Source organism: Zhengella sp. (assembly GCF_041397485.1).
Lineage (GTDB): Bacteria > Pseudomonadota > Alphaproteobacteria > Rhizobiales > Rhizobiaceae > Zhengella.
This window is the reverse complement of sequence record NZ_JAWKWO010000003.1, coordinates 566,549-590,436: the sequence shown is the minus strand read 5'-3', so window position 1 is coordinate 590,436 and position 23,888 is coordinate 566,549. Positions and strand designations below refer to the sequence as shown.

The window sequence follows — 23,888 nt, the reverse complement described above, 5'->3', positions numbered from 1 at the left end:
GCCGCGAACAGGAAACCCGGCAACGAAAGGCACGCTCCTTGTCCAGGCTCGTCTACATTCTCAACGGTCCCAACCTGAACCTGCTCGGCAAGCGCCAGCCCGAGATCTATGGCCGCGAGACACTGGCCGATGTCGAGGCGCGCTGCCGCGATGTCGCCTCGTCGTTCGGCCTGGAGATCCGCCTGCTGCAATCCAATGCCGAGCATCAGATCATCGACTGGATCCACGAGGCCCGCGAACAGGCAGGCGGTATCATCATCAATCCGGCGGCCTTCACGCACACCTCCGTGGCCATTCTGGATGCGCTGAACGCCTTCGAGGGTCCGGTGATCGAGATCCATATTTCCCAGGTTCACAAGCGCGAAGCCTTCCGCCACCACTCCTATGTCTCGCACCGCGCCGATGCGGTCATGGCAGGCTTCGGCGTCGAGGGCTACGAACTGGCGGTGCGCCGCATGGGCACGCTGCTCGGCTGACCGGCGGCCGGAAACGAGCGAACACCATGGTCATTTCAGGACATACCCGCTTTCTCGCCCATCTCGGCGTGCCGACCGAAAGCTTCAAGGCGCCGATGATCTACAATCCGTGGTTCGAATCCCGTGACATCGACGCCGTGGTCGTACCCATGGGCTGCGAAGCGGAGGATTTCGCCGCCTTCCTCCCGCTCGTCTTCCGCATGCGCAACATCGCAGGCGCGCTCATCACCATGCCGCACAAGATGTCCGTGGTCGATCTGCTGGACGAGGCAAGCACGACGGTGAAGGTGTGCGGCTCCTGCAACGCCGTGCGCCGCAACGCGGACGGGCGTCTCATCGGCGACATGTTCGATGGCGAGGGCTTCGTGCGCGGCATGCGCGCCAAGGGCCGCGTCATCAAGGGCATGTCAGCGCTCGTCGTCGGCTCGGGCGGCGTCGGCTCCGCCATTGCGGCATCGCTGGCAAAGGCAGGCGCCGCGCGGCTCTGCCTCCTTGATACACGCCAGGACAGCGCGAACCGGCTCGCCGCCAGCCTGAAGGCGCATTATCCCGCCCTCGACGTCGCCACCGGCTCCGGCGATCCGGCCGGCCACGACATCGTCGTCAATGCCACCCCACTGGGCATGAACGAGGGCGATCCGCTTCCGGTGGACATGGACAGGGTCGCGCCGTCCACCTTCGTCGGCGAAGTGGTGATGAAGCAGGAGGAAACGCCCTTTCTGGCCGCCGCCCGCGCCCGCGGCTGCATGACCCAGGTCGGAACCGACATGCTGTTCGAGCAAATCCCGGCCTATCTGGAGTTCTTCGGCTTTCCCGCGGCCACGGCCGCCGAACTGCGCGCCGTCGCCACCATCCGCTACTGACGCGCAAGGCGGCCGCAGCGCAAGACGCGTACGGTTTCGCCTTTTCGCCACTGGACATCCCGGCCGGCGGATCGCAACATCCCTGCCAAAACGCCAATCGAGACCGGGTACGACCGGTCCGGTCCAGACGGGAGGCAGACCCATGAACCAGATCGACACGCAACCGGGTGAAGCAGCACGGCCCTTCGGCGCACCGCTTGGCGGCATTTCCCATGTCATCGGCCCGGTCGATGAACCGCTCTGGGAAAAGACGATCCCGCAGGTGCTGGCCGAGACGGTTGCCCGGTTTCCCGATCGCGAAGCGGCCATATTTCGCGCCCAGGGCATCCGCCGCACCTGGTCGCAATTTGCCGAAGAGGTCGATCGCCTTGCCGCCGCCTTGCTGGCGCTCGGCCTTGAGAAAGGCGACCGTGTCGGGGTCTGGTCGCCCAATCGCCATGAATGGGTGCTGACGCAATTCGCCACCGCGCGCATCGGCCTCATCCTCGTCAACATCAATCCGGCCTACCGTCTCTCGGAGCTGGAATTCGCGCTCAACAAGGTCGGCTGCAAGGCACTGGTCACGGCCGAGCGCTTCAAGACATCCGACTATATCGGAATGCTCCGCACGCTTGCCCCGGAACTGGCGGCGAGCGAGCCGGGCGGGCTTCAGGCGAAGAACCTGCCGCACCTTAAATGGGTCATCGCCATGGCCGACGACGCCGGCCCCGGCATCCTGCCCTTTCCCCGCCTGATGGCGATGGGCGGGGCGGCCGAGGCGGCGCGCCTCGATGGCATCACCGCGACGCTGGCGCCGAACGATCCCATCAACATCCAGTTCACCTCCGGCACCACTGGCGCACCGAAGGGCGCGACGCTCACCCATCGCAACATCGTCAACAATGCCCGTTTCGTCACCGGCCGGATCAATCTGACCGAAGCTGACCGGCTGTGCATTCCGGTACCGCTCTACCATTGCTTCGGCATGGTCATGGGCGTTCTGGGCTGCGTGGCTTACGGTGCGGCCATGATCTTCCCCGGCGAGGGCTTCGAAGCCGAACCGACGCTCGATGCGCTGGAAGCGGAAAAATGCACCGCCTGCTATGGCGTGCCGACCATGTTCATCGCCATGCTGGAATCGCTGAAGGCAAAGCCGCGCGATCTTTCCGCCATGCGAACCGGCGTCATGGCCGGCGCGCCCTGCCCCGAACAGGTGATGCGCCGCGTCAATGCCGACATGAACATGCCGGAAGTCACCATCTGCTACGGCATGACCGAAACCTCGCCGGTTTCCTTCCAGAGCTTCGTCGACGATCCGACCGACAAGCGCTGCGCCACCGTCGGCCGCATCCATCCGCATCTCGAAGTCAGGATCGTCAACGAGAGCGGCGAGACCCTGCCCGTCGGCGAACAGGGTGAACTGTGCACGAAGGGCTATTCCGTCATGCTCGGCTACTGGGACGAACCGGAGCGCACGGCCGAATCGATCCGCGACGGCTGGATGCATACCGGCGACCTCGCCCGCATTGACGCGGAAGGCTTCTGCACGATCACGGGCCGCGTCAAGGACATGATCATCCGTGGCGGCGAGAACATCTATCCCCGCGAGATCGAGGAATTCCTTTTCCGCCACCCCAAGGTGAGCGCGGTACAGGTTTTCGGCGTGCCGGACGAGAAATATGGCGAAATCGTCTGCGCCTGGATCATTCCGGCACCCGGCGAGACCATCGAGCCGGAGGCGATCAGGGCCTACTGCCAGGGCCAGATCGCCCATTACAAGATCCCCGCCCATGTCCGTATCGTGGAAGAATTGCCCATGACGATCACGGGCAAACCGCAGAAATTCATCATGCGCGACCAGATGACGGACATGCTGGCAAAAGACGGCTGAATCGCCTGCTGCCCGAACAGCTTGTTCCAGGTGAGAATACCGGGCCGGTTTCTGCCTGTTTTTCATGCACTGTCATGCGGCATTTGCATGGCTGATGTGCAGAAACCCTTCTTGTTGCAGCGCAGCAAAAGCGCTATCTCCGCGCCATCAACGAGAAGGAAGAAATCCCATGCTCATGAAACGGATTACATCGCTGTTCACCACCGCTCGCGCCCGCTCCACACAGGAAGCGTGGCTCGCCCAATCGGGTTCCCTGGCGGAACTGGAACGGCGTCAGCGCGAAATCCTGCGCGCTCGCTTTTCCGGCTGGTAAGCCGGACAGGCCAGAAATTCAGCCATGCGATTGACGCATGGCTGCAATGCACAATCAGCTATTGTTGCAATGCACAACAATAAGCATATTCAGCACAACGAAGCGGCGGCGACAAGTCGAAGTTTCAGCCTTCTCCTCCGGCCAATCCTCCTCCCATGGCCGGTGAGACCAGACGGCCCATCCTCCTCCCAGGGCCGTGTGCGAAAAGCGGCGTCAGCGAACCTCCTCCCTCGCTGGCGCCGTTTTCGTTTGTCCTCACCACTCCCGACCTCGTGAAAAAGAAACGCCCTGCGCTCTTGCCAAGGCGCGGTCCGCGCCTGACACTTCTGCGGTCGATGACCGGAGATTTTGCATGTTTGGCCCCTCGCGCCCGTTCGTTGCCCTGACCCCGTTCCTTCCCCTGGCCCCGTTCCTTGCCCTGGCAATGTCCGTGCTGGCGCTCGCGCCCGCCAATGCCGGCTATGTCGACGACCGATCCACGCCGGAGCGGCTCGTCGAAAGCCTGTACAACGCGCTCTCAAACCGGGAATACGCGCGGGCATGGTCCTATTTCGAAACCAAGCCGTCGCCGGATTTCGACACCTATGTCGCCGGCTTCGAAGGCACAGGGGCCGTCGATGTGCGCACCGGACCTGCCGAAGCCGATGCGGCCGCCGGCACCACCCGCTGGCATGTGCCCGTCGCCATCCGCGCCATCGGCACGGATGGCAGCGAAACGGTTTTCTCCGGCTGTTATGTCGCCCGTCTGGCCAACCCGCAGATCCAGGGCGAGCCCTACCGGCCAATGGCCTTCGAGGGTGCGCGCCTGGCCGTCGCGGATGCGCCTTTCGAAGAAGCCGTTCCGGCCACCTGTGGCATTGGCGAACCGCCCGACGCCGCCCGGCAGCGGCTGGAAGCGGTGCGCAAGCGGTTCGAAGCCGAATGGGCCGGCGCGTGCGACATGGCGGCGTCACAAGACGGACCGCAAGTCTGGCCGATCGAATACAACCACATCAGCGATGCGGCCGACGCACCCAGGCGGCGCGCCTGGCTCTATGGCTTCACCTGCCGCCACGCTGCCTACAACATCGTCGATGTCTTCTATCTGCGGGACGAGACAGAGGGGCTGCGCGCGCTTGCCTTCGCGGAACCGGAACTCGACATCCGCTACCTCGATGCCGGGTCCGCCGAACTCGATTCCATGCAGGTCATCGGCTACAAGGCCGTCACGCAACTCATCAACGCGCAATACGATCCGCAAACGCTCTCGATCACGTCCTTTGCCAAATGGCGCGGCCTGGGCGATGCCTGGTCATCAGGGAAATGGATCTTCCGTGACGGCGACTTCACGCTGGTCCGCTACGAGGTGGACCCGACGATGGACGAAGCGGATGACGGAATCCTTGTTTTCGACAAGGATTCCGCACCCTGATTCAGAATCTTCGCAACCGGCTACAACCTTTTGCAGGGATTCGCGAATTCACTCTCCGAAACCTTCGCCGGAATGGCGCGGCTCCAGCCGTATGAGGCGTGAATCGAGCACGGCCGCCTGCCGGTGAACCACCGCCTTCTGGTAGTCCGGGTTCTTCACCATGTCCACGAAGGCCTGAACGGACGGGTATTCTGCGATGAAACAGATATCCCAGCGCTCCTCGGCCGGGCCGATCAGCATCAATTCGAACGCCCCGCTCCACGCGATGCGGCCGCCGACACCCCGGAAGATCGGCCCGCTTTCCCGGCCATAGGCGGCATAGGCTTCTGCCCCCGTTGCCGCGCGGCCATCGGGATAGGCGGCCTCGTCGCGCAGGCGCACGAGGTTGAGCATGTGAATCGGACCCTCCCGGTCCATGCGGCGGAATTCGCCAAAGGTTTCGCGCGCAGGGTCGATATGGCCCGTCATGTCATGTCCTCCCGGGGATCAGTTGTTCAGCATCCAGTTCAGTGTTTCCCGCCAGTCCGTCATGCGGATGGGCGTGCCATGCGTACCCGTTTCGAAACGCACGAAGCGGGCCGGATAGTCCGGTGCCGTCTTCAGGATCGAGCGGAAAAAGGCTTCCTGGCGTTCGACGGGAAAGACCGTGTCGCGGCTGCCATGTCCGAAAAGAACCGGCACACGCGCGCGAAAGGCCGCACTGCCCGTGAACGCATCGTCCCACATGGAGCCCAGCAACATCATCCCGCCCATGCGGCGAACCACCTCGCCGTCGCGGGCCAGCCGCCAGCACAATTGCCCGCCCATGGAACCGCAGGCAAGAAAAACGCGCGCGCCCGGCGAGGCCTGGAGATAGTGGTCTGCCAGCGCCTTGACCTCTGCCGCGCCGCGGCTCTCGAAATCGGAAAGATCGAGGGAAAGATAAAGCCCGCCGGCCGCTGTCACCAGGTTCTGGACCCGGTTGAAATTGCCGCCGAACGTGTAGTCGGCAACGCCCTGGATGCGGGTGCCGCCCTGCCCGTGCAGGTAGATGACGACCAGGCTTGCCTTGCTGCGCCGCCCGGCCGCGACATGGGCAATCGACAGCCCCCCGGTCTTGAGCACGAGATCGGCCCGCTGGCTGGCGAAGGAAAGAGAGACATACTCGTCCTTCACCCGCCGTTCGGGGACCGCGTCGCGCCCGTTGATATCACGCATCTCCCGGTAATCGACAATGCGATAGGCCGGCGGCGCGCTGCCCTCCAGCAATGCCGGATAGGCAAACAGCCGGTCCTTGTGTGGCGCGAGTTCCAGCGCGCCGGCCGGAAGAACGGAAGCAAGGCACAGGACAGTGGCAAGGAAGGCAGCGCGAACCATGGCGGCATGTTGAACCAAAGGCGATTGCCGATGCAACACCCCCGCGCCGCTGTTTCCGCTGCAAGCGCCATTCCCGAACTCATTGCCGCCCCTTCGTCGTCCAGCCTTCATCGGCCCACGACGAGCCGCCCCCGGCCTTGCCGTTCAAACGACCTTTGCCTTCCGTCGACGCAGTGGTGACCGGATCGGTTGCCGCCGCCTGGGTGCCGAGGCCCATCTGCATCAGGCGAAGCTCCATCTTCAACCGCTCCACTTCCAGCGCATAGAGCTGCGAGCAGTCGAGGCGCTTGGGGCTGCGGCTCAGCGGAATGACGATCCGCCCATAGGCCGATGCCGTGGAACCGCCCGCCCCCGACGACTTCGGCGTACCGATGACGCCGACATCGAGATAGGCGCCATTTCCCGACACCGCCGAGCGGCAGGTCGTTCCGTCCGCCGCGCGCACCTCGTCCGCCCCTTGCGGAAGCTGCACACCCGGCAGGTTGAAGCCCTGGATGTTCTGAGAGATGTAATTGACGTCATCGGCCCATGCGGGCTGCACGCAAAGCGCAAGCAGCCCCGTGGCCGCGCTTGTCAAAGCCGTTTGCCAAGAAATTTTCCGCATATTTGTGCCTTGATGGTTGTGGTCTGCCCCGGAAAAGGAACGGATTCGGTACAGATCCGGACCTTGCGTTGCGCCTCGCCGTCGAACGGCACCATCACGGTGACCGGACGGGCAAACCGCGAACCGAGGGTGAAGACGGAAGGCGACGCTATCGCACCCTCGATCTCCCTGAAGTTCTGGTCATAGACCTTCACCTCGATACGGATCCGGTGCTGGTAAGGGTTCGCCGGATAGACACGCACAGCGAAGGAGTCGGTGAAACTCTGAACTTCGGCGCGCATCGGCGACATGGATTGGGCTGCGGCCGCGCACGGCAACAGCGCCAGCGCGAAGACGCCGGTCAACAGTCTGGATGTGGTCATGATTGTCCTCGATCCTGTTCGGGCGTCTTCGCCCCGGTCAGACGCTTACTCGCAGCGCAACACGACGACCGCGCGATAATTGCCGGCCTCGTAGTTTCCGGACGGCAGTGTGGCGGTCAGGTCGACATTGACATTCGTCGTGCCGTTGGCCAGTCGCGTCGCCGTGGACCCGGTAACATTGGCGGCCGTGTTCGCGCCCGACAGGTCATATTCGGAGGCGAACGTCGCCGACGAAGCGGAAGCAGGCGCCGTCGACCAGGCCGTTGGCGCTTCGGCGGTCACCGAATAGGAATTGCCGGTCACCAGCAGCGCAGCCCGGCCCGAGGTGCCGCCCGCCTCTTTCGAGCTCAACACGGTATAGGCGGAATTCGGCGTGATCGTACCGCCGGAGCCGACCGTGATGACACAGGTATCGACAATCGTACCGTTGAACGGAACATCGCCGGACGCCGCGAAAGACTGGACAGGTGCCAGAACCGCTGCAGCAACGAGAATTTTCTGGAAAGACTTCATTTTATACTCCTTTGACAGCCCTTGCGGGCATCCCGGTATGCCGGGATTGTTGACGGCATAGGAGTCGGCGCCATGAATCGGGCCCGGCTTGTCGCCGGACGTCTTCACTTTACCTGTAACCCTGCCTGCACGAAGCCGTAGTGCCGGCAGGCTTAACAAAGCCTTGTAATTCATGGTAAATAAAAGATTTACGCAGCCAGAAGAACTTTATGCTTTGTGTTTTGTTAATGTATTTCCAAAGTTCATTTAACAGAAATCGTGGATTGAACACCACCGGCGGCCGCCAGTGCTTCCGGCGTATCGACATCCGTCAGTGCCGCCGCGCCCAGATCCACGTCCCTCACCTCCAGTCCGTAAGCCTCGATCAGGTGCCGCGCGCCGGTATCGCCTTCCAGCAGCGGCACACGCGCCACCACCCGCGCCGGCAGGATGACCGGATTGCCGCGCTGTCCGCCATGGGCGGCGCGAACCACCTGCCCGCCATCATGCGCCTTCGCAAGCGCACGGATTTCCGCCGGCCCGATCCCCGGCATGTCGCCCAGCAGGATCATGACGCTTGCATCGTCCTGCGCCCGCCCGGCCAGCCCGGCTTTCAGCGATGACGCCATGCCCGTTGCGTGGTCGCGATTGTGCACGATGCGGACATCCAGCCCTTCCAGCGCCGCCGCGATGCGTTCCGCCTCGTGGCCGGTGACAACGCTCACGCTGCGCAACGCGCCCGATTCAAGGGCCGCCCGCACGGTGCGCCGGATCAGGGGCTCCCCATCGAAGACCGAAAGCAGCTTGTTGGATGGCCCCATGCGCCGCGACTGGCCGGCGGCGAGCACGACTCCGTCAATCGCCGGCACCTCCGGCGAACGCGCGCGCTCGCGCGGCTGCGGTCGGCTGGCAATTTCCATCAGCAGCCCCCCGACACCCATCCCGGCAATGATCCGGTCGGTCACCGGCAGGCCGGCCATCAGCCGGTCGAGCACCCAGTCGAAGCCATTTTCCTTCGGACTGCGCGCACAGCCCGGTGCGCCGATGACCGGCGTATCGCCGATCCAGCCCAGAACCAGCAGGTTGCCGGGATCGACCGGCATCCCGGCCCGCTCCACACGCCCGCCCGCCATGCGGATTGCTGCGGGAATGACGTCGTCGAAATCGGCCATCGCCGAAGCCCCGAAGACGATGAGAAGGTCATGGTCGCGCTTCAGGTCGCCGAGCGCCTGCGCGACCGCTCCGGCATCGTGCGCACAACGCAATTCACGGCCCAGACGCGAGCCGGAGCGTGCCAGCCGGCCCGCCGTCAGGCCAGCCGTCTTGGCAAGCACCGACGTCTTGACCGTCGGCAGTTCCGTCTGGACCAGGCCCGCAAGACGCGGCGTGTAGCCGTGAACGGAGAAGACGCTTTCACCGGATGCAACGGCTTCCGCCGCTTCCAGATGCTGCCGGGAAACCGCGAACGGAATCATCTTCACCGTCGCCACCATCTGGCCTTCACGAACGGCTGCATGGTCGGGAACGGTGGCGAGCGTGATGGCCGGGTCGATCCGGTTGATCGCGTCCACCAGCGCACGGGAGACGGTGAAGACACCGTCATGGTCGGCATGGATGTTCACCCGGCCTGTTGCAGGCGGGCGCGGCGTGCAGCCGCCGATGCGCAAGGCGCCGGCGAGGCGGGCAGCCGCTTCGTCCTCTCCGGTGTCGCCGGCGGCAAGTTGAGCGGCGATCACGGTTCCGATCCCCGCCCGCGTCAGCACCGCCTGGATTTCCGCATCGATGACCGTGCCCTTGCGCAGCCGCTTGTCACCGGCCTGAATGCCATGAGCCAGCACCGCGCCCCGGGCCTGCGCGACGGCAAGCGGACCGAACTTCACGCCGCTTCCCCCTTGGGCGCACGCGGCGCGGCCAGTCCCCTGGTCCGCAGCGCGCGGATGATCTGGGCAAGGACGGCAACCGCGATTTCCGCCGGACTGGCTGCCCCGATATCGAGTCCGATGGGTGCGGCGATCCGGTTGATCTGTTCTTCCGGGAAACCGCCCTGCGTCAGCCGTTCGACACGCCGGGCATGCGTCTTCCGGCTGCCGAGCGCACCGATATAGAAGCAATCGGCCTTCAGGGCCGCTTCCAGCGCCGGATCGTCGATCTTGGGATCGTGCGTCACAGCCGCCACTGCCGTCCAGGCGTCGAACGGCCGCTCCGGCAGCACGTTCTGCGGCCAGTCGGCATGCAGCGTCACGCCCTCGAAGCGCTCCGGGCTGGCAAAGGCGGTACGCGGGTCGATGATCTCGATGTCGAAACCGGCGATCTTCGCCATGGGGGCCAGCGCCTGCGAGATATGGACGGCACCAATCACCACGATGCGCGCCGGTGGCAGATGGACGTTGATGAAGAATTCCGCCCCGTCGGCCGTCACCATGCCCGATTTCCCCGACCGGAAGGCCCTGGCCAGGGCCTCGCCGAGTTCACCGCCCACCGGATCGCCCTCATGCACGATCCGGTCGCGCCCGTCGGCGATCGACGTCACCAGCGCCACGGCCTGCCGGGCCCGCCGCGCGGCATTCAGTTTCTTCAGGTTCAACGGATCCATGATGCGTCAGCCCAGCCGTTCCACATAAACACGGATGCGCCCGCCGCAGGAAAGGCCCACCCGCCAGGCCGTCTCGTCGGCCACGCCGAATTCCAGCATGCGCGGCTCGCCGCTCTCAAGGATGTCCATCGCCTCGGCGACAACCGCCCCTTCAACGCAGCCCCCGGACACCGATCCCTCGAAATCGGCATCCTCGTTGATGACGAGATGGCTGCCGACGGGGCGCGGCGCCGAACCCCATGTTTCCATCACCGTGGCAATGGCCACGGCCTTGCCGTCCTTCATCCAGTTTTCCGCGATGATCAGCGGATCGCGGGCTTCGTCCAGTACCGTCGTTTCGCTCATCAGGAGGCCCTCCCCGGCCCTATCCCGCAGCCACCTGCTCCACTGCCTGGAGCCAGCGCCGCGGATCGGCATCGCGCGTCCCTGCCGACCCGAGGCTGGCCACGAGATCGCCAAGGGCTTCAAGGTTGTGCACCGCGCGGAATTCGTCAACATGCGGAAGCATGGCCTTCACGCCGCGCGCGCGCGCCTCGAACCCGTCGAAGCGCAGCAGCGGGTTGAGCCAGACCAGCCGGCGGCACGACTTGTGCAGCCGCTCCATCTCCGTTTCCAGGCTGCCGATCTCGTCGCGCTCCAGCCCGTCGGTGATCAGCAGGACCACCGCGCCCTGCGAAAGCACCCGGCGCGACCACAGCCGGTTGAACGTGTGCAGCGCCTCGCCGATCCGGGTACCGCCGGACCAGTCCTTCACCAGATCGGAACATTCCGCCAGCGCCTCGTCAGGATCGCGATAGCGCATCGAGCGTGTCAGGTTGGTCAGGCGGGTCCCGAAAACGAAGGTGTGTACCTTGCGCCGCCTGGCTGTCAGCGCATGCATGAAATGCAGGAAGATGCGCGTGTACTGGCTCATCGAGCCGGAAATGTCGGCCAGCACCACCAGCGGCGGATGCACCTCCCGCGGCGAGCGGAACTTCGGCAGGATGAAATCCCCGCCCGTGCGCATGGCCGCGCGCATGGTCGCCCGCGGATCGTGCCGCCGTCCCCGCGCATCGGGCCGGAAGCGCCGCGTCTTGACCATGTCGAAGGGCATGTGCAGCGTCATCAGCGCCTGGCGTGCCTCATCCAGTTCCTTTGCCGTCATCTGGGCAAAGTCCTTCTGGCGCAGCACCTCGTTGCCTGAAAAGGTGAAACGGGCATCCACCTCGATTTCCGGCTGCTCCTGCAACGGACGGTCCTTCTCGCGGCCTTCGAACATGGCCTGCGAAACGCGGCTTTCGCCCGGTCGCTGCTTTTCCGGCTCACGGTTGGGCGCCGCCTGCGGCGAGAACATCGCGATCATCTTCTCGATCAGCTCGCGCGAGCGCCAGTAGAGCCGGAATGCCTCGTCGAAAACCGGCCGGTCCTCACGCCGCTTCACGAAGACCGCATGCAGCGTCCAGTAGAAATCATCGCGCGAACCGATGCCCGCCGCCTCCACCGCGGCGATGGCCTCCACGATGGAGGCCGGGCCGACGCGCATGCCGGCCTTGCGCAGCGTGCGCGCGAAATAGACGATATTGTCGGCGATCCGCCCGTCCGGCTTGGCGGCATTCGGCAGTCTCTTCTCGGCGGGGGCTTCGCTCATGGCATCATTCCGCGCTGGAAAGTTCCTGCTTGACCTCCTTGAGGATGCGATGGCCTTCGCCCTGCTGGATGCGCGCGATGTCGTCCTGGTATTTCAGGAGAACCCCGATCGTATCGGACACCGTTTCCGGGTCGAGCGCCACCTTGTCCAGCTCGGTCAGCGCCGAGGCCCAGTCGATGGTCTCCGCCACGCCCGGCACCTTGAACAGGTCCATCTCGCGCAGCTTCTGGATGAAGGCGACCACCTCGGCCGAAAGCCGCTGGTTGGCGCCGGGCGCCTTGCGGGCGACGATTTCCAGTTCCCGCTCGGCTGTCGGATAATCGACCCAATGATAGAGGCAGCGCCGCTTCAGCGCATCGTGGATCTCGCGTGTGCGGTTGGTCGTGATGATGACGATGGGCGGTTCGGCGGCCTTGATCGTGCCCAGTTCCGGCACGGTGACCTGGTAGTCCGACAGGATTTCCAGCAGGAAGGCCTCGAAGGCCTCGTCGGTGCGGTCCAGTTCGTCGATCAGGAAAACCGGCGCGCCGTTGATGCCCTGCTCCAGCGCCTGCAGCACCGGCCGGCGGATCAGGTGCTTTTCGGAGAAGACGTTCTTCTCCATCGCGTCGCGGTCGGTTTCGCCCGCCGCTTCGTCCATCCGGATTTCGATCATCTGGGCGGCATAGTTCCACTCATAGACCGCCGAGGAGACGTCGAGCCCTTCATAGCATTGCAGCCGGATGAGATCGCGTCCCAGCGCGCCGGCCAGAACCTTGGCGATCTCGGTCTTGCCGACGCCCGCCTCGCCTTCCAGGAAAAGCGGCCGCTTCATGCGCAGGGCGAGAAACAGCACGGTCGCCAGCGCGCGGTCGGCCACGTAGTTCTGGCTCTGGAGCAGGTCCAGCGTTTCGTCGATGGATTGTGGCTGCGTGGGCGCCTTCATGACCCTCCTCCCAGGGGGTTCGGCCGCAAGCGCATCAGGCGCGGTACGACCTGTTGAAATAGATGAGCGGATCGAGACTATCGCCCGTTGCAAGGCCTGTCACCTTGCCAAAAAGGACACGATGGGTCGCGAAGTCGCGCGCTTCCTCGACGACGCAGTCGAAGACCGCCATCGCACCTTTCAGCACCGGCGAACCGGTGGAAAGTGTGCTCCATTCGCCAAGCGAGAAGCGCTCGTCCTGGTTCATGCCGCCCAGTCCGGCAAAGGCCTGCGACAGCGCCTGATGCGGCTGCGCCAGGGTGTTGAGCGCGAACACGCCATTGTCGAAGATCGTCTGGTTGTTGGGGTTGTGGCGGTTCAGGCAGACCAGCACCGTGGGCGGATCGTCGGAGACCGAACAGGCGGCGATCACGGTGGTTCCGCGCCGCCCGGCCGGGCCGTCGCTGGTGATGAGGTGAACCTGGCCGGCAAATCGCGCCATGGCGTCGCGATAGGCCTGACCGTCAACTGGCTTTGGATGCAACAAGGAAAGAAACCCGCCCGGAACTGGTACATGAGAGCGGCCGAACCGCCCGGATAAACCCGGCTATATAGGCGCAGTGTCGGTTCATGCAAGGCAAACCGGTTGCGCCAACCCGCCCTGGGCGATAACGGTGAGCCGGAAAGCCCCTTCTGGAGCCGCAAAGTGCTGTTGCGCCGTGGATATATAGCCCTCGCCCTCGCCCTGGTGGCCGCATGCGGTCTGCCGGCACGCGCGAACGCTGCGACGATCGGCTTTGCCGCGCCTCTGTCCGGCTTCGCCGAACGCCTCGGGCGGCAGATGGAGGCGGGTGTGCGCGCCGCCGCCGCCGCCGGTCACACCATCATCGCCGCCGACACCGCCTGTTCGGCCGAAGGCGGCGAGGCGGCCGCGCGCAACATGATTTCCGAAGGTGCGGCGATCGTGGTGGGTTTCATGTGTACCGAGGCGCTGGAAGCCGCCTTGCCGCTGCTCACACAGGCCAACATTCCTGTCGTCACACCCGGTGTGCGCACCGATGCGCTGACCGACAGCCGCGAGAAGACCGGCTGGCTGATCTGGCGCACCGCACCGCGTGCCGACGCCGAACGCACCGCCGCAGGAAACATCATTCCGCGGCGCTGGCGCGCCGAGTTCTTCGCCATCGTGGACGATGGCACCATCCTGGCCCGCGAGCTGGCCGAAACCGTGCGCCTCCAGGCGGAACTGGCCGGCCTCGAACCGGTTTTCATCGATACGTTCCGCCCGCAATTGCCCAACCAGATCGGCCTTGCGGGCCGGCTGAAACGAACCGGCGCCACCCATGTCTTTATAGGCGGCGACCGGCAGGACGCCGCCATCCTGGCGCGCGACCTGGCGGAACTGGACGCGCCCATGACATTGGCGGGCGGCGAGGCACTGGTCCGCGACACATCCGATATCCGCCTGCCCCCGGGCACGCTGGCGGTCGCCATGCCCGACCCCAACGATGCGTTGCCGGACGGCATCCGCGCGAGCCTGGCCGCCGGAGGCATCGTCGCCGAAGGCTATGTCACGCCGGGCTTCATCGCCGCCTCCATCGCGCTGCAGGCCATCGGAAACGGCGCGCCTGAAACCGCGCAGGGCTGGCATGAACGCCTCGATGGCCGCACCTTCGAGACCCCCGCCGGCACGCTGGCTTTCAATGCCACGGGCGACCGCGCACAGAACCCCTACCGGCTTTTGCGTTTCAATGGCGCGGACTGGGAGATCGTCGAATGAGCGTGTTTCAGGCCGGACCGCAGAATGCGCTCACCGACATTTCGGGGCTGAAGGTCGGCAATGCCGGCGACGAACGCCTTCGTTCCGGCGTAACCGTGGTCTTGCCCGACGAACCGGTCACCGCCTCCGTCATGGTTCTGGGTGGCGCGCCGGGCACACGCGAGACCGATCTTCTCGATCCGCACAACAGCGTGGAAAAGGTTCACGCGCTCGTGCTTTCCGGCGGCTCCGCCTTCGGGCTCGATGCCGCGGCCGGAGTGCAGGCGGCGCTGCGCGAACAGGGCCGCGGGTTTGCCATCGGGCCGCATGTCATCCCCATCGTACCCGCCGCCATCCTTTTCGACCTCGCCAATGGCGCCCCGAAGGACTGGGGCCGGTTCCCGCCTTATCGAGACCTGGGATACGAAGCCGCGCAAACGGCTTCGGCGCATGTCTCCACCGGATCGGTGGGCGCGGGCCTCGGCGCGCTGACCGCCACCGTCAAGGGCGGGCTCGGCACCGCTTCCGCCCTGCTGGACGACGGCACGACGGTGGCAGCCCTGGTTGCCGCCAATCCGGTCGGCTCGCCGCTTGTCGGCGGAACACGCCATTTCTGGGCTGCACCCTTCGAAATCGGCGCCGAATTCGGCGGGCTCGGCCTTCCCGCGCCCCTGCCGGAGGATGCCGATGGCCTGCGCATCAAGTTCCGTGACATGCGCATGGAGGGCATAGAGAACACCACGATTGCCGTCATCGCCACCGATGCCGCGCTGACCAAGGCCGAATGCAAGCGCCTGGCGGTGGCCGCCCATGACGGTTTCGCCCGCGCCATCTGGCCTGTGCATACGCCGCTCGACGGCGATCTGGTCTTTTCGCTGGCCACCGGATCGCGCCCGCGCCCGCGCTCCGGCGATGCCTTCATCGACCTGTGCGCGGCGGCGTCCGCCACCATGGCGCGCGCCATCGCCCGCGGCATCCACGATGCCAGCCCGGCGGACGGCGATCTGTACCCGGCCTGGCGCACCCTTGGCCGTGGGTAACCGGGGCCGGCGCATTGTTTATCGCCCCCCTTTCTGCTAGGCGGAGCGCCAACGTGCAATCCACCCGGAAATTACCAAGATGACCCGCCCCCTCGCCATAGCGCCTTCCATTCTCGCCTCCGATTTCTCCCGCCTTGGCGAGGAAGTGCGCGATGTGATCGCACAAGGGGCGGACTGGGTGCATCTCGATGTCATGGACGGCCATTTCGTGCCGAACATCACCTTCGGCCCCGACGTCGTGAAGTCCATCCGCAAATACACCGGCGCCACCTTCGATTGCCACCTGATGATCGCGCCCTGCGATCCCTATCTCGAAGGCTTTGCCAAGGCCGGCGCCGACATCATCACCGTCCATGCAGAGGCCGGGCCGCACCTGCACCGCTCGCTTCAGGCCATTCGCGCGCTGGGGAAGAAGGCGGGTGTCTCGCTGAATCCCTCCACGCCGGAAAGCGTGATCGACTATTGCCTCGATGAACTGGACCTGATCCTGGTGATGAGCGTCAATCCGGGGTTCGGCGGACAGAAATTCATCCCCTCGGCGATCGACAAGATCGCACGCATCAAGGCCATGATCGGTGACCGGCCCATCGACATCGAGGTCGACGGCGGCGTCACCGCCGACAATGCCGAGGCCATCGCCCGCGCCGGAGCCAATGCGCTGGTTGCCGGCTCCGCGGTCTTCAAGGGCGGCACGCCTGAGGCCTACCGGGAGAACATCGCCGCCATTCGCGCTGCCGCGGAACGCGGACGCGCCTGATGAGCGCACGCGGCCGCCTGCCTTTCCTGGCGGCCCTGCGCGCCGGACGGCCGGGCTGGCGCCTCGCCGTGGCCGGGACTGCGGCCTGGGCCCTGGCGCTTGCTGCAAGTGCCGCCGCCGGCCTGGCAATGCACGGCTGGTCGTGGCCCGACATGCAGCCCGCTGTGCTTCTCTTCTTCTGTGGCGGGTTCCTGGCCTTCCCCCTGGCTGTCTGGCTTGCCGGTTTTCTCGATGCCTGGCTGGCATTCCGGCCAGGCCAGCGGTTCGCCTCCGTATTCATCCTGCTGGGCATGGGCTCCGTCGCGCTCACCGCGCTGATCTTTTCGCAGGTCTTCCGGCACTATTTTTCAGGTTTTCACGGTCCCTTTGGCAGCAAGCTCTGGCTGATCCAGACCATCTTCACCTCGGCCGCCGCCATCTACCATTTCCTGGTCATGGGTCTCAGGCTCTTCCTTCCGCTGGGCTTGCCCGCGCTTCTTCTCGCCGCCCTCTTGCTGGCCCGCCGGCCGGCATTGAGCAAAGGGCCACCCGGTGCTAACAGCACACATCCTCAAGAAAGCACGAAAGACAGGTCTCCCCGATGATCCCGCGCTATTCGCGGCCCGACATGGTCGCCATCTGGTCCCCCGAAACGAAATTCCGCATCTGGTTCGAGATCGAGGCCCATGCCTGCGACGCACTGGCCGAGATCGGCGTCATCCCCAAGGAATCGGCGAAAACGATATGGGAAAAGGGCGGTGCGGCGACCTTCGACATCGACCGCATCGACGAGATCGAACGCGAAACCAAGCACGATGTCATCGCCTTCCTGACGCATCTGGCGGAGTTCATCGGACCCGACAGCCGCTTCGTCCATCAGGGCATGACCTCGTCGGATGTGCTTGACACCTGCTTCAACGTGCAACTCGTGCGCGCAACCGACCTGCTGCTGGCCGGCATGGAAAAGCTGCTGGCAGCCTTGAGGAAGCGCGCCTTCGAGCACCGGGATACCGTCACCATCGGCCGCTCGCACGGCATTCATGCCGAGCCGACCACATTCGGCGTCAAGCTGGCCCAGGCCTATGCCGAGTTCGACCGTTGCCGCACACGGCTGCTCAACGCGCGCGAGGAAGTCGCCACCGTGGCCATTTCGGGCGCCGTCGGCACCTTCGCCAATATCGACCCGCGGGTGGAAGAACACGTCGCCGCGAAAATGGGGCTGAAGCCGGAGCCGGTTTCGACCCAGGTCATCCCGCGCGACCGCCACGCCATGTATTTCGCCACGCTGGGCGTCGTCGCCTCGTCCATCGAACGGCTGGCGACGGAGATCCGCCACCTCCAGCGCACCGAGGTGCTGGAAGCCGAGGAGTATTTCTCCAAGGGCCAGAAGGGCTCGTCGGCCATGCCGCACAAGCGCAATCCGGTCCTCACCGAGAACCTGACGGGCCTGGCCCGCATGGTGCGCGCCTATGCCATGCCGGCCATGGAGAACGTTGCACTCTGGCACGAGCGCGACATTTCCCACTCGTCGGTGGAACGGATGATCGGCCCGGACGCCACCGTGACGCTGGACTTCGCGCTTGCCCGCCTGACCAACGTGGTGGAGAACCTCGTCGTCTATCCCGAGCGGATGATGGGCAACATGGACCGCCTCGGCGGCCTCGTTCATTCCCAGCGCATCCTGTTGGCGCTCACCCAGGCCGGCGTGTCGCGCGAGGATGCCTACCGGCTGGTCCAGCGCAACGCGATGAAGGTCTGGGACAGCTATCAGCGCAGCGGACAGGCCGACGTCGATTTCCTCCAGGAACTCCTGAACGACGCCGACGTGCGCAAGGCGCTGTCCGAAGAGGAAATCCGCTCGCGCTTCGATCTGGGCTATCACACCAAGCATGCCGAGACGATCTTCCGGCGCGTCTTCGGCGCGGCGCAAGCCTGACCGGCCAGACCGTCCGCCTTCCGGGGGCCGGCGCTCAGCCGGCTTCCGCCACCGCCCGCCGGTAGAGGTGCCAGGTCGAATGGCCAAGGACCGGCAGGACGACGGCCAGACCGGCGAAGAACGGCACGGTTCCGATGACCAGCAAACCCGCCACGATGAGGCCCCACACGGCCACCGGCACCGGGTTGGCCAATGTCACCCGCAACGACGTGTCGAGCGCAGCCAGCGCGCCGGCATCCCGGTCGAGCAGCAGCGGAAACGCGACCACGCTGGTGGCAAGAACCAGAACGGCAAAGCCGAAGCCGGCCAGGTTTCCCCACAGCATGACGGAACGGCCTGCCTCCGAGGCCAGCATCATCTGCGCCATGTCGCCAAGGCCCTGCGGCTGCGTGTCGCCGAAATGGGCGCCATAAATGGCCTGCGCCGTCAGCAGCCAGGCGACGAACACCGCCAGCAGCCACACCGCCACGCCGATGATCGACGGCAGGGCCGGCGAGCGGCGCACGTCCAGCGCATGCCACCACGACGTGTCCAGCCCGGCCTCCCGCCGCCGGCTGATCTCATAGAGACCGATGGCGGCAACCGGCCCCACCAGCGCGAAGCCTGACATCAGCGGGAACAGGAGCGTCAGGATGTTCGCCCCCGTCATCCAGGCCGACAGCACGAGCCCGGCAACCGGATAGATCAGGCAAAGGAAAACGGTATGCGACGGCTTCTCGAAGAAATCGTCGACCCCGAGCCGCAAGGCCGCTTTCAGGTCGGAAAGGGTCAGTCTCCGGATTGCGGGCCGTTCGAATGTGTCATCGGCGCCCGCTACGACATGAAATCCGCTCATGGCAGCACCTCCGTTTGTCAACGACGGGTGGCTGCGGATCATGCCAGGGCCATGGGGCAGCGCACGACGCCGCAGCGCACCCCTCTGCCATGGAGTCTATCCCAGAATGCCGGTTTTTCCTAACGCAGGGTCATCAAAAGCCTGCCATGCGCTGTTCCCGCGCGAGGTGAATGCATGCCTTGCGCCGCGACGAGGCGTGCATTACATCCGCGCCCATGAAATCATCCGAATGTGAAATCCTCATTGTGCCGGGCTATAACGGCTCCGGTCCGGACCATTGGCAGTCGCGCTGGCAGGGCCGCCTTTCCAGCGCCCGTCGCGTGGAACAGGACGCCTGGAGCAAGCCCGTGCGCGAGGACTGGGTTGACCGCCTTGTCGGCGAAGTGGAACGGGCGCGCAAGCCGGTCGTTCTGATCGGTCATTCCCTGGGCGCGGCGATCTGTGTGCTTGGCGCCCGCGAGATTGCGGGAAAGGTGGCTGGCGCCTTCTTTGCTGCCCCGCCCGATACCGCCAATCCGCATATCCGCCCGAAGCACCTGATGACATTCGGCCCCTACCCGCGCGATCCCCTGCCCTTTCCCTCCGTGGTCATCGCCAGCCGCAACGATCCGTTCTGCGCCTTTGACGTGGCCGAGGACATGGCCGCGAGCTGGGGCTCGCTTTTCCTGGACGGCGGAGAAAGCGGGCATATCAATGCCGAATCCGGGCATGGACCATGGCCGGAAGGATCCATGGTCTTCGCGAAATTCCTTTCGCACCTGCGGCCCTGAAGGTCAGGCCTTGTCCATGGCCGCGCGCGCATCGGCAACCATGGCCGCCGCGCCTGCCGCCATGTAGAGCCCTTCCGTGGCGACGGCCATCAGGCGGTAGCCCATGGCGGCATATGCGGCGCAGATCGCCGGATTGATGGCATAGATGGCCGAAAGCTTGCCGCGCGCCGTCGCCTTGGCTGCGATCGCGCCGATCGCCTCCATCATGTCGTCCATCAGCGGATCGATCCGGTGTCCACCAGACCATGCGATGGAGAAATCGGACGGGCCGACAAAGACGCCGTCAATGCCATCGACATCGAGGATCGCGTCGGCGATCTCGAAGGCTTCGCGCGTTTCGATCATCGCGAAGGCCAGCGTTTGTGCATTGGCGCATTCCAGATAGGCCTGCCCGCCGGCCGCGCCGCGCCGCGCAACGCCGATGGTCGGACCCCAGGAACGCCCGCCCACCGGCGGATATTTCATCGCCGCGGCAAAGCGGCGCGCATCGTCCAGCGAATTGATCATCGGCGCGATGACCGCATCGGCGCCGAAATCCAGCGCGCGGCTGGCCATGTCGAAGCGGCCGACGGGAATACGCACGATGGCCGGCTTTCCCGCGCCGAGCACTGCCGGCAGGCAGCGCAGGACAGAGCCGTCGTCATGCCCGCCATGCTGCATGTCGAGGATCACGGTGTCGAAGGCGGTGGCTGCGACAGCCTCCATCGTCACCGGGTCGGGTATGGATGACCAGGCGCTGAGCAGGGTTTCGCCGGCGCGCAGGCGGTCGGCCAGGCTGGTGAATTTGGACATGCTTTCCTCCTCGCCGGCTCCCCCGGCATGCGGCGCCATCCTTGCAAGCAAAACGGCCGCCCGGCAAGACCGGACGGCCGCAGGAAAGGCGCGAATGGCGGCGCGCTTACTCCTTGGTGACCTGCTCGGCCGCCGTGGCCAGCAGTTCTTCCATGGTGCGCCGGATCTGGTGGTCGGACTGTTCCACGCCGGCAGCATCGAAATCGCCGCGGATCTTGCGGAACACGTCCTCGTCACCGGCTTCCTCGAAATCGGCCAGCACGACTTCCTTGGCATAGGCCTCCGCATCGGCGCCGCTCTTGCCCATCTTTTCCGCAGCCCACAGGCCCAGAAGCTTGTTCCGGCGCGCCATGGCCTTGAACTTCAACTCCTCGTCATGGGCGAACTTGTTTTCGAAAGCCTTCTCGCGGTCACTCATCTGGCTCATGGCAGCTATCCTTGTGTCTGGACGGGCCGGACGGTCCGGCCGGGCGTGATTCAAGCGATTTCAATATGGGTTTTGCCATCGCTTGGCAAAAGCCTTTTGACATGAAAACACGATCAAGGGCGCGTTTGCGCCGAATTCGGGCGGCACAAAGCGGTTGATGGCGCCAAACGCCCATTGAGCAAAAGCCGGCTTTGGTTTAGAGACCGCGACAGCAACGGTGCCGGAAAAGCGCCGCCGAAGTGATTCCGCGTTCGCGCGCCGCGCCCCTGAGCGCGCAAGGTCTTGAAGAGAAAAGCCCATGAATCGTCGCCGCCGCATCTACGAAGGCAAGGCCAAGATCCTCTATGAAGGCCCGGAGCCGGGCACGCTGATCCAGTTTTTCAAGGATGACGCCACCGCGTTCAATGCCAAGAAGCACGAGATCGTGGACGGCAAGGGCGTGCTCAACAACCGCATTTCGGAGCACATCTTCACCAATCTCAACCGGATGGGCATCCCCACCCACTTCATTCGCCGCCTCAACATGCGCGAGCAGCTGATCAAGGAAGTGGAGATCATTCCGCTGGAAGTGGTGGTGCGCAATGTCGCCGCCGGTTCGCTCTCCAAGCGTCTCGGCATCGAGGAAGGCACGGTGCTGCCGCGTTCCATCATCGAATTCTACTACAAGGCCGATGCGCTGGACGATCCGATGGTCTCCGAAGAGCACATCACGGCCTTCGGCTGGGCGTCCCCCCAGGAAATCGACGACATCATGGCGCTGGCCATCCGCATCAACGACTTCCTGTCCGGCATGTTCCTCGGCGTCGGCATCCAGCTTGTCGATTTCAAGATCGAATGCGGCCGGCTGTGGGAAGGCGACATGATGCGCATCGTGCTCGCCGACGAGATCTCGCCCGATTCCTGCCGCCTCTGGGACGTCGCCACCCAGGACAAGCTGGACAAGGACCGCTTCCGCCGCGACATGGGCGGCCTCGTGGAGGCCTACCAGGAAGTCGCCCGCCGTCTCGGCATCATCAACGAGAACGAGCCGCCCCGGTCCTCCGGCCCGGTACTCGTTTCCAGCAAGGACGACAAGGACGGCGGCTCGGTCCACTGAGCGCCGCGCCATCCCGTCAGGCAGACAAGGACGAAATCGAAGTGATCAAGGCACGCGTCACCGTCACATTAAAGAACGGCGTTCTGGACCCGCAGGGCAAGGCCATCGAGGGCGCATTGGGCACACTCGGCTTTTCCGGCGTCGGCCATGTGCGCCAGGGCAAGGTCTTCGACATCGAACTCGACCATGACGACCGCTCCCGCGCGGAAACGGAACTGAAGGCCATGGCCGAGAAGCTGCTGGCCAACACGGTGATCGAGGATTACGCGGTGGAGATCGCCTGACACCATGAAAGCAGCGGTCATCCTCCTCCCCGGACTCAACCGTGACCGCGACATGATCGCGGCACTGACGAAGATTTCCGGCACACCGCCCGTCACCGTCTGGCAGACCGACACCTCCATTCCCGACGTGGATCTTGTCGTGATCCCTGGCGGCTTCTCCTATGGCGACTACCTGCGCTGCGGCGCCATTGCCGCGCGCATGCCGGTCCTCGATGCGGTACGCGAGAAGGCGGCTGAGGGCGTGCGTGTCATGGGCGTGTGCAACGGTTTCCAGATCCTGCTGGAAGCCGGCCTCCTGCCCGGCGCGCTGATGCGCAATGCGTCGTTGCATTTCGTCTGCCGTGAAGTGAAGCTGGAAGTCGCCAATGCCGGCACGGTGTTCACCGGCGGCTACCGGCAGGGCCAGGTGATCCGCTGCCCCGTCGCGCACCATGACGGCAACTATTTCGCCGATGACGATACGCTCAGGCGCATGGAGGACAACAACCAGGTTGTTTTCCGTTACGCCGAAGGCACCAATCCGAACGGATCGGTCAATGACATTGCCGGTATCGTGAATGAAGCGGGCAACGTGCTGGGCATGATGCCCCATCCCGAAAACCTGATCGAACCGGCCCATGGTGGCGAGGATGGCCGTGCGCTGTTCGAAAGCGCCCTCGGCCTGGCCGGAGTCGCCGTATGATGCGCGCCCTGGCCGGAGCAGGACGCCGGAACCGCGGACAGACACCGTCCGCCAGGGTTCTGGCCTTCGTTCTGGCGGCAATGGTGGCGCTGCCGGTATTGCTCGCGCCAGGCCCGGCCGCGGCGCAGAAGTCGGCGCAGGTCTATTTCTTCCGCGGCTTCTTTGGCGGCGCCTTTTCCATGGGGCTGGACGGCATCGCCGGCCGGCTCGCCCAGCAGGGCATCATTGCCCGCGTCTATTCATGGCGGGAAAAGCGCGCGGCGGAAAACGACATTCTCTCGTCCACGCTCAGTGGTCCGATCGTCCTCGTCGGCCATTCCTTCGGCGCCAATGCCGCCTTGTCGCTGGCCGACCAGCTGGCCTCGCGTGGCGTGCCGATCAGCCTTGTGATCACCCTCGATCCGACATTCGACGGGCCCGTCTCGCCCTCGGTCGCCCGCTACCGCAACTATTACCTCTCGGTTGACGCGCTGGTGACGGAAGTCAACGCCTTCGGCAAGGCGCTCGAAATCCCGGACGGCATGGCGGGACGCGTGGAAAACATAGACATCCGCGACCGCGCCGACATCACCTACATTTCCGAAAGCCACTGGAACATGACCGAGAACGCGGTTCTTGCCCGCGAAGTGCACAGCCAGATCATCCAGGCCCTGAGGTAAC

The 23,888-nt window shown here is 65.0% G+C and carries 30 protein-coding genes; 15 read left to right on the top strand and 15 right to left on the bottom strand.

Going from position 1 to position 23,888, the window contains the following annotated elements; all coding sequences use genetic code 11:
• Positions 1-38: 38 nt before the first annotated feature.
• From aroQ to R3D65_RS12430, 5 genes are all read left to right on the top strand, one after another.
• Positions 39-476 (top strand): type II 3-dehydroquinate dehydratase, encoded by a 438-nt coding sequence (gene aroQ, locus R3D65_RS12450; RefSeq protein ID WP_371275541.1) that lies wholly within the window; start codon positions 39-41, stop codon positions 474-476.
• A 26-nt stretch (positions 477-502) separates the two neighbouring features.
• Entirely contained in the window at positions 503-1,339 is an 837-nt protein-coding gene (locus R3D65_RS12445) for a shikimate dehydrogenase (RefSeq protein WP_371275540.1), read from the top strand.
• A 142-nt stretch (positions 1,340-1,481) separates the two neighbouring features.
• Positions 1,482-3,209 (top strand): AMP-binding protein, encoded by a 1,728-nt coding sequence (locus R3D65_RS12440; protein ID WP_371275539.1) that lies wholly within the window; start codon positions 1,482-1,484, stop codon positions 3,207-3,209.
• A 169-nt stretch (positions 3,210-3,378) separates the two neighbouring features.
• Positions 3,379-3,522: a DUF3563 family protein gene (locus tag R3D65_RS12435; RefSeq protein WP_371275538.1), complete on the top strand. Its 144-nt coding sequence runs from the start codon at positions 3,379-3,381 to the stop codon at positions 3,520-3,522.
• 352 nt (positions 3,523-3,874) lie between these two features.
• Positions 3,875-4,933 (top strand): DUF1176 domain-containing protein, encoded by a 1,059-nt coding sequence (locus R3D65_RS12430; protein ID WP_371275537.1) that lies wholly within the window; start codon positions 3,875-3,877, stop codon positions 4,931-4,933.
• A 48-nt stretch (positions 4,934-4,981) separates the two neighbouring features.
• Here R3D65_RS12430 and R3D65_RS12425 read toward each other — a convergent pair whose 3' ends face one another.
• From R3D65_RS12425 to R3D65_RS12375, 11 genes are all read right to left on the bottom strand, one after another.
• On the bottom strand, positions 4,982-5,401 hold the full coding sequence (locus tag R3D65_RS12425; protein ID WP_371275536.1) for a DUF1330 domain-containing protein: 420 nt from the start codon (positions 5,399-5,401) through the stop codon (positions 4,982-4,984).
• A gap of 18 nt (positions 5,402-5,419) precedes the next feature.
• A complete protein-coding gene (locus R3D65_RS12420) occupies positions 5,420-6,289 on the bottom strand; it encodes an alpha/beta hydrolase (protein WP_371275535.1) in 870 nt (289 codons plus the stop codon).
• 79 nt (positions 6,290-6,368) lie between these two features.
• Positions 6,369-6,866: a hypothetical protein gene (locus R3D65_RS12415; protein WP_371275534.1), complete on the bottom strand. Its 498-nt coding sequence runs from the start codon at positions 6,864-6,866 to the stop codon at positions 6,369-6,371.
• Positions 6,863-7,237, bottom strand: coding sequence for a hypothetical protein (locus R3D65_RS12410; protein ID WP_371275533.1), 375 nt, complete (start codon positions 7,235-7,237; stop codon positions 6,863-6,865). The genes R3D65_RS12415 and R3D65_RS12410 overlap by 4 nt, the downstream gene beginning before the upstream one ends.
• A gap of 63 nt (positions 7,238-7,300) precedes the next feature.
• A complete protein-coding gene (locus R3D65_RS12405; protein ID WP_371275532.1) occupies positions 7,301-7,768 on the bottom strand; it encodes a hypothetical protein in 468 nt (155 codons plus the stop codon).
• A gap of 242 nt (positions 7,769-8,010) precedes the next feature.
• Complete coding sequence (locus tag R3D65_RS12400) at positions 8,011-9,627, bottom strand: NTP transferase domain-containing protein (RefSeq protein ID WP_371275531.1); 1,617 nt, start codon at positions 9,625-9,627, stop codon at positions 8,011-8,013.
• Entirely contained in the window at positions 9,624-10,340 is a 717-nt protein-coding gene (locus R3D65_RS12395; RefSeq protein WP_371275530.1) for an XdhC family protein, read from the bottom strand. Before R3D65_RS12395 ends, R3D65_RS12400 begins: the two co-directional genes overlap by 4 nt.
• A gap of 6 nt (positions 10,341-10,346) precedes the next feature.
• Positions 10,347-10,685, bottom strand: coding sequence for an XdhC family protein (locus R3D65_RS12390; protein WP_371275529.1), 339 nt, complete (start codon positions 10,683-10,685; stop codon positions 10,347-10,349).
• A gap of 19 nt (positions 10,686-10,704) precedes the next feature.
• Positions 10,705-11,967 carry a VWA domain-containing protein gene (locus R3D65_RS12385; protein ID WP_371275528.1) on the bottom strand — a complete coding sequence of 421 codons (1,263 nt, stop codon included), beginning with the start codon at positions 11,965-11,967 and terminating at the stop codon, positions 10,705-10,707.
• A 4-nt stretch (positions 11,968-11,971) separates the two neighbouring features.
• On the bottom strand, positions 11,972-12,892 hold the full coding sequence (locus R3D65_RS12380; RefSeq protein WP_371275527.1) for an AAA family ATPase: 921 nt from the start codon (positions 12,890-12,892) through the stop codon (positions 11,972-11,974).
• Positions 12,893-12,926: 34 nt separating this feature from the next.
• Complete coding sequence (locus R3D65_RS12375) at positions 12,927-13,418, bottom strand: flavin reductase (RefSeq protein WP_371275526.1); 492 nt, start codon at positions 13,416-13,418, stop codon at positions 12,927-12,929.
• Positions 13,419-13,517: 99 nt separating this feature from the next.
• Here R3D65_RS12375 and R3D65_RS12370 point away from each other — a divergent pair, with 99 nt between their 5' ends.
• From R3D65_RS12370 to purB, 5 genes are all read left to right on the top strand, one after another.
• Positions 13,518-14,651, top strand: coding sequence for a branched-chain amino acid ABC transporter substrate-binding protein (locus R3D65_RS12370; RefSeq protein WP_371275525.1), 1,134 nt, complete (start codon positions 13,518-13,520; stop codon positions 14,649-14,651).
• Positions 14,648-15,670: a P1 family peptidase gene (locus R3D65_RS12365; protein WP_371275524.1), complete on the top strand. Its 1,023-nt coding sequence runs from the start codon at positions 14,648-14,650 to the stop codon at positions 15,668-15,670. The genes R3D65_RS12370 and R3D65_RS12365 overlap by 4 nt, the downstream gene beginning before the upstream one ends.
• Positions 15,671-15,749: 79 nt before the next feature.
• Positions 15,750-16,427: a ribulose-phosphate 3-epimerase gene (rpe, locus tag R3D65_RS12360; RefSeq protein ID WP_371275523.1), complete on the top strand. Its 678-nt coding sequence runs from the start codon at positions 15,750-15,752 to the stop codon at positions 16,425-16,427.
• Positions 16,427-17,011 (top strand): hypothetical protein, encoded by a 585-nt coding sequence (locus R3D65_RS12355; RefSeq protein WP_371275522.1) that lies wholly within the window; start codon positions 16,427-16,429, stop codon positions 17,009-17,011. Before rpe ends, R3D65_RS12355 begins: the two co-directional genes overlap by 1 nt.
• Positions 17,008-18,342 carry an adenylosuccinate lyase gene (purB, locus tag R3D65_RS12350; protein ID WP_371275521.1) on the top strand — a complete coding sequence of 445 codons (1,335 nt, stop codon included), beginning with the start codon at positions 17,008-17,010 and terminating at the stop codon, positions 18,340-18,342. Before R3D65_RS12355 ends, purB begins: the two co-directional genes overlap by 4 nt.
• A gap of 34 nt (positions 18,343-18,376) precedes the next feature.
• On the opposite strand, the gene R3D65_RS12345 is transcribed toward purB, so the two are convergent.
• Positions 18,377-19,177: a DUF2189 domain-containing protein gene (locus R3D65_RS12345; protein WP_371275520.1), complete on the bottom strand. Its 801-nt coding sequence runs from the start codon at positions 19,175-19,177 to the stop codon at positions 18,377-18,379.
• Between the two features lie 215 nt (positions 19,178-19,392).
• On the opposite strand from R3D65_RS12345, the gene R3D65_RS12340 reads away from it, so the two are divergent.
• Positions 19,393-19,947, top strand: a complete 555-nt coding sequence (locus R3D65_RS12340) for an alpha/beta hydrolase (RefSeq protein ID WP_371275519.1) — start codon at positions 19,393-19,395, stop codon at positions 19,945-19,947.
• Positions 19,948-19,950: 3 nt separating this feature from the next.
• Here R3D65_RS12340 and R3D65_RS12335 read toward each other — a convergent pair whose 3' ends face one another.
• The 3 genes from R3D65_RS12335 to R3D65_RS12325 all read right to left on the bottom strand — a co-directional run bounded on the left by R3D65_RS12335 (position 19,951) and on the right by R3D65_RS12325 (position 21,466).
• A complete protein-coding gene (locus tag R3D65_RS12335; protein ID WP_371275518.1) occupies positions 19,951-20,739 on the bottom strand; it encodes an HpcH/HpaI aldolase/citrate lyase family protein in 789 nt (262 codons plus the stop codon).
• A 106-nt stretch (positions 20,740-20,845) separates the two neighbouring features.
• Positions 20,846-21,166, bottom strand: a complete 321-nt coding sequence (locus R3D65_RS12330) for a DUF1476 domain-containing protein (RefSeq protein WP_371275517.1) — start codon at positions 21,164-21,166, stop codon at positions 20,846-20,848.
• A gap of 60 nt (positions 21,167-21,226) precedes the next feature.
• Positions 21,227-21,466, bottom strand: a complete 240-nt coding sequence (locus R3D65_RS12325; protein WP_371275516.1) for a hypothetical protein — start codon at positions 21,464-21,466, stop codon at positions 21,227-21,229.
• Between R3D65_RS12325 and purC the strand changes: the two genes are divergently transcribed.
• The 4 genes from purC to R3D65_RS12305 are packed head-to-tail and all read left to right on the top strand — an operon-like array spanning position 21,465 to position 23,887.
• Positions 21,465-22,262: a phosphoribosylaminoimidazolesuccinocarboxamide synthase gene (purC, locus tag R3D65_RS12320; RefSeq protein WP_371275515.1), complete on the top strand. Its 798-nt coding sequence runs from the start codon at positions 21,465-21,467 to the stop codon at positions 22,260-22,262. The genes R3D65_RS12325 and purC overlap by 2 nt on opposite strands.
• Before the next feature lie 41 nt (positions 22,263-22,303).
• A complete protein-coding gene (gene purS, locus R3D65_RS12315) occupies positions 22,304-22,546 on the top strand; it encodes a phosphoribosylformylglycinamidine synthase subunit PurS (RefSeq protein WP_371275514.1) in 243 nt (80 codons plus the stop codon).
• Between the two features lie 4 nt (positions 22,547-22,550).
• Positions 22,551-23,228 (top strand): phosphoribosylformylglycinamidine synthase subunit PurQ, encoded by a 678-nt coding sequence (gene purQ / locus R3D65_RS12310; protein WP_371275513.1) that lies wholly within the window; start codon positions 22,551-22,553, stop codon positions 23,226-23,228.
• On the top strand, positions 23,225-23,887 hold the full coding sequence (locus tag R3D65_RS12305) for a thioesterase domain-containing protein (protein ID WP_371275512.1): 663 nt from the start codon (positions 23,225-23,227) through the stop codon (positions 23,885-23,887). The genes purQ and R3D65_RS12305 overlap by 4 nt, the downstream gene beginning before the upstream one ends.
• Position 23,888: the final 1 nt, after the last annotated feature.

Coding starts and splice junctions, on each gene's coding strand:
- R3D65_RS12445 (WP_371275540.1), top strand. CDS start 503: ATGGTCATTTCAGGACATACCCGCTTTCTCGCCCATCTCGGCGTGCCG.
- R3D65_RS12440 (WP_371275539.1), top strand. CDS start 1,482: ATGAACCAGATCGACACGCAACCGGGTGAAGCAGCACGGCCCTTCGGC.
- R3D65_RS12435 (WP_371275538.1), top strand. CDS start 3,379: ATGCTCATGAAACGGATTACATCGCTGTTCACCACCGCTCGCGCCCGC.
- R3D65_RS12430 (WP_371275537.1), top strand. CDS start 3,875: ATGTTTGGCCCCTCGCGCCCGTTCGTTGCCCTGACCCCGTTCCTTCCC.
- R3D65_RS12425 (WP_371275536.1), bottom strand. CDS start 5,401: ATGACGGGCCATATCGACCCTGCGCGCGAAACCTTTGGCGAATTCCGC.
- R3D65_RS12420 (WP_371275535.1), bottom strand. CDS start 6,289: ATGGTTCGCGCTGCCTTCCTTGCCACTGTCCTGTGCCTTGCTTCCGTT.
- R3D65_RS12405 (WP_371275532.1), bottom strand. CDS start 7,768: ATGAAGTCTTTCCAGAAAATTCTCGTTGCTGCAGCGGTTCTGGCACCT.
- R3D65_RS12395 (WP_371275530.1), bottom strand. CDS start 10,340: ATGGATCCGTTGAACCTGAAGAAACTGAATGCCGCGCGGCGGGCCCGG.
- R3D65_RS12390 (WP_371275529.1), bottom strand. CDS start 10,685: ATGAGCGAAACGACGGTACTGGACGAAGCCCGCGATCCGCTGATCATC.
- R3D65_RS12385 (WP_371275528.1), bottom strand. CDS start 11,967: ATGAGCGAAGCCCCCGCCGAGAAGAGACTGCCGAATGCCGCCAAGCCG.
- R3D65_RS12380 (WP_371275527.1), bottom strand. CDS start 12,892: ATGAAGGCGCCCACGCAGCCACAATCCATCGACGAAACGCTGGACCTG.
- R3D65_RS12365 (WP_371275524.1), top strand. CDS start 14,648: ATGAGCGTGTTTCAGGCCGGACCGCAGAATGCGCTCACCGACATTTCG.
- rpe (WP_371275523.1), top strand. CDS start 15,750: ATGACCCGCCCCCTCGCCATAGCGCCTTCCATTCTCGCCTCCGATTTC.
- R3D65_RS12355 (WP_371275522.1), top strand. CDS start 16,427: ATGAGCGCACGCGGCCGCCTGCCTTTCCTGGCGGCCCTGCGCGCCGGA.
- purB (WP_371275521.1), top strand. CDS start 17,008: ATGATCCCGCGCTATTCGCGGCCCGACATGGTCGCCATCTGGTCCCCC.
- R3D65_RS12345 (WP_371275520.1), bottom strand. CDS start 19,177: ATGAGCGGATTTCATGTCGTAGCGGGCGCCGATGACACATTCGAACGG.
- R3D65_RS12340 (WP_371275519.1), top strand. CDS start 19,393: ATGAAATCATCCGAATGTGAAATCCTCATTGTGCCGGGCTATAACGGC.
- R3D65_RS12335 (WP_371275518.1), bottom strand. CDS start 20,739: ATGTCCAAATTCACCAGCCTGGCCGACCGCCTGCGCGCCGGCGAAACC.
- R3D65_RS12330 (WP_371275517.1), bottom strand. CDS start 21,166: ATGAGCCAGATGAGTGACCGCGAGAAGGCTTTCGAAAACAAGTTCGCC.
- purC (WP_371275515.1), top strand. CDS start 21,465: ATGAATCGTCGCCGCCGCATCTACGAAGGCAAGGCCAAGATCCTCTAT.
- R3D65_RS12325 (WP_371275516.1), bottom strand. CDS start 21,466: ATGGGCTTTTCTCTTCAAGACCTTGCGCGCTCAGGGGCGCGGCGCGCG.
- purQ (WP_371275513.1), top strand. CDS start 22,551: ATGAAAGCAGCGGTCATCCTCCTCCCCGGACTCAACCGTGACCGCGAC.
- R3D65_RS12305 (WP_371275512.1), top strand. CDS start 23,225: ATGATGCGCGCCCTGGCCGGAGCAGGACGCCGGAACCGCGGACAGACA.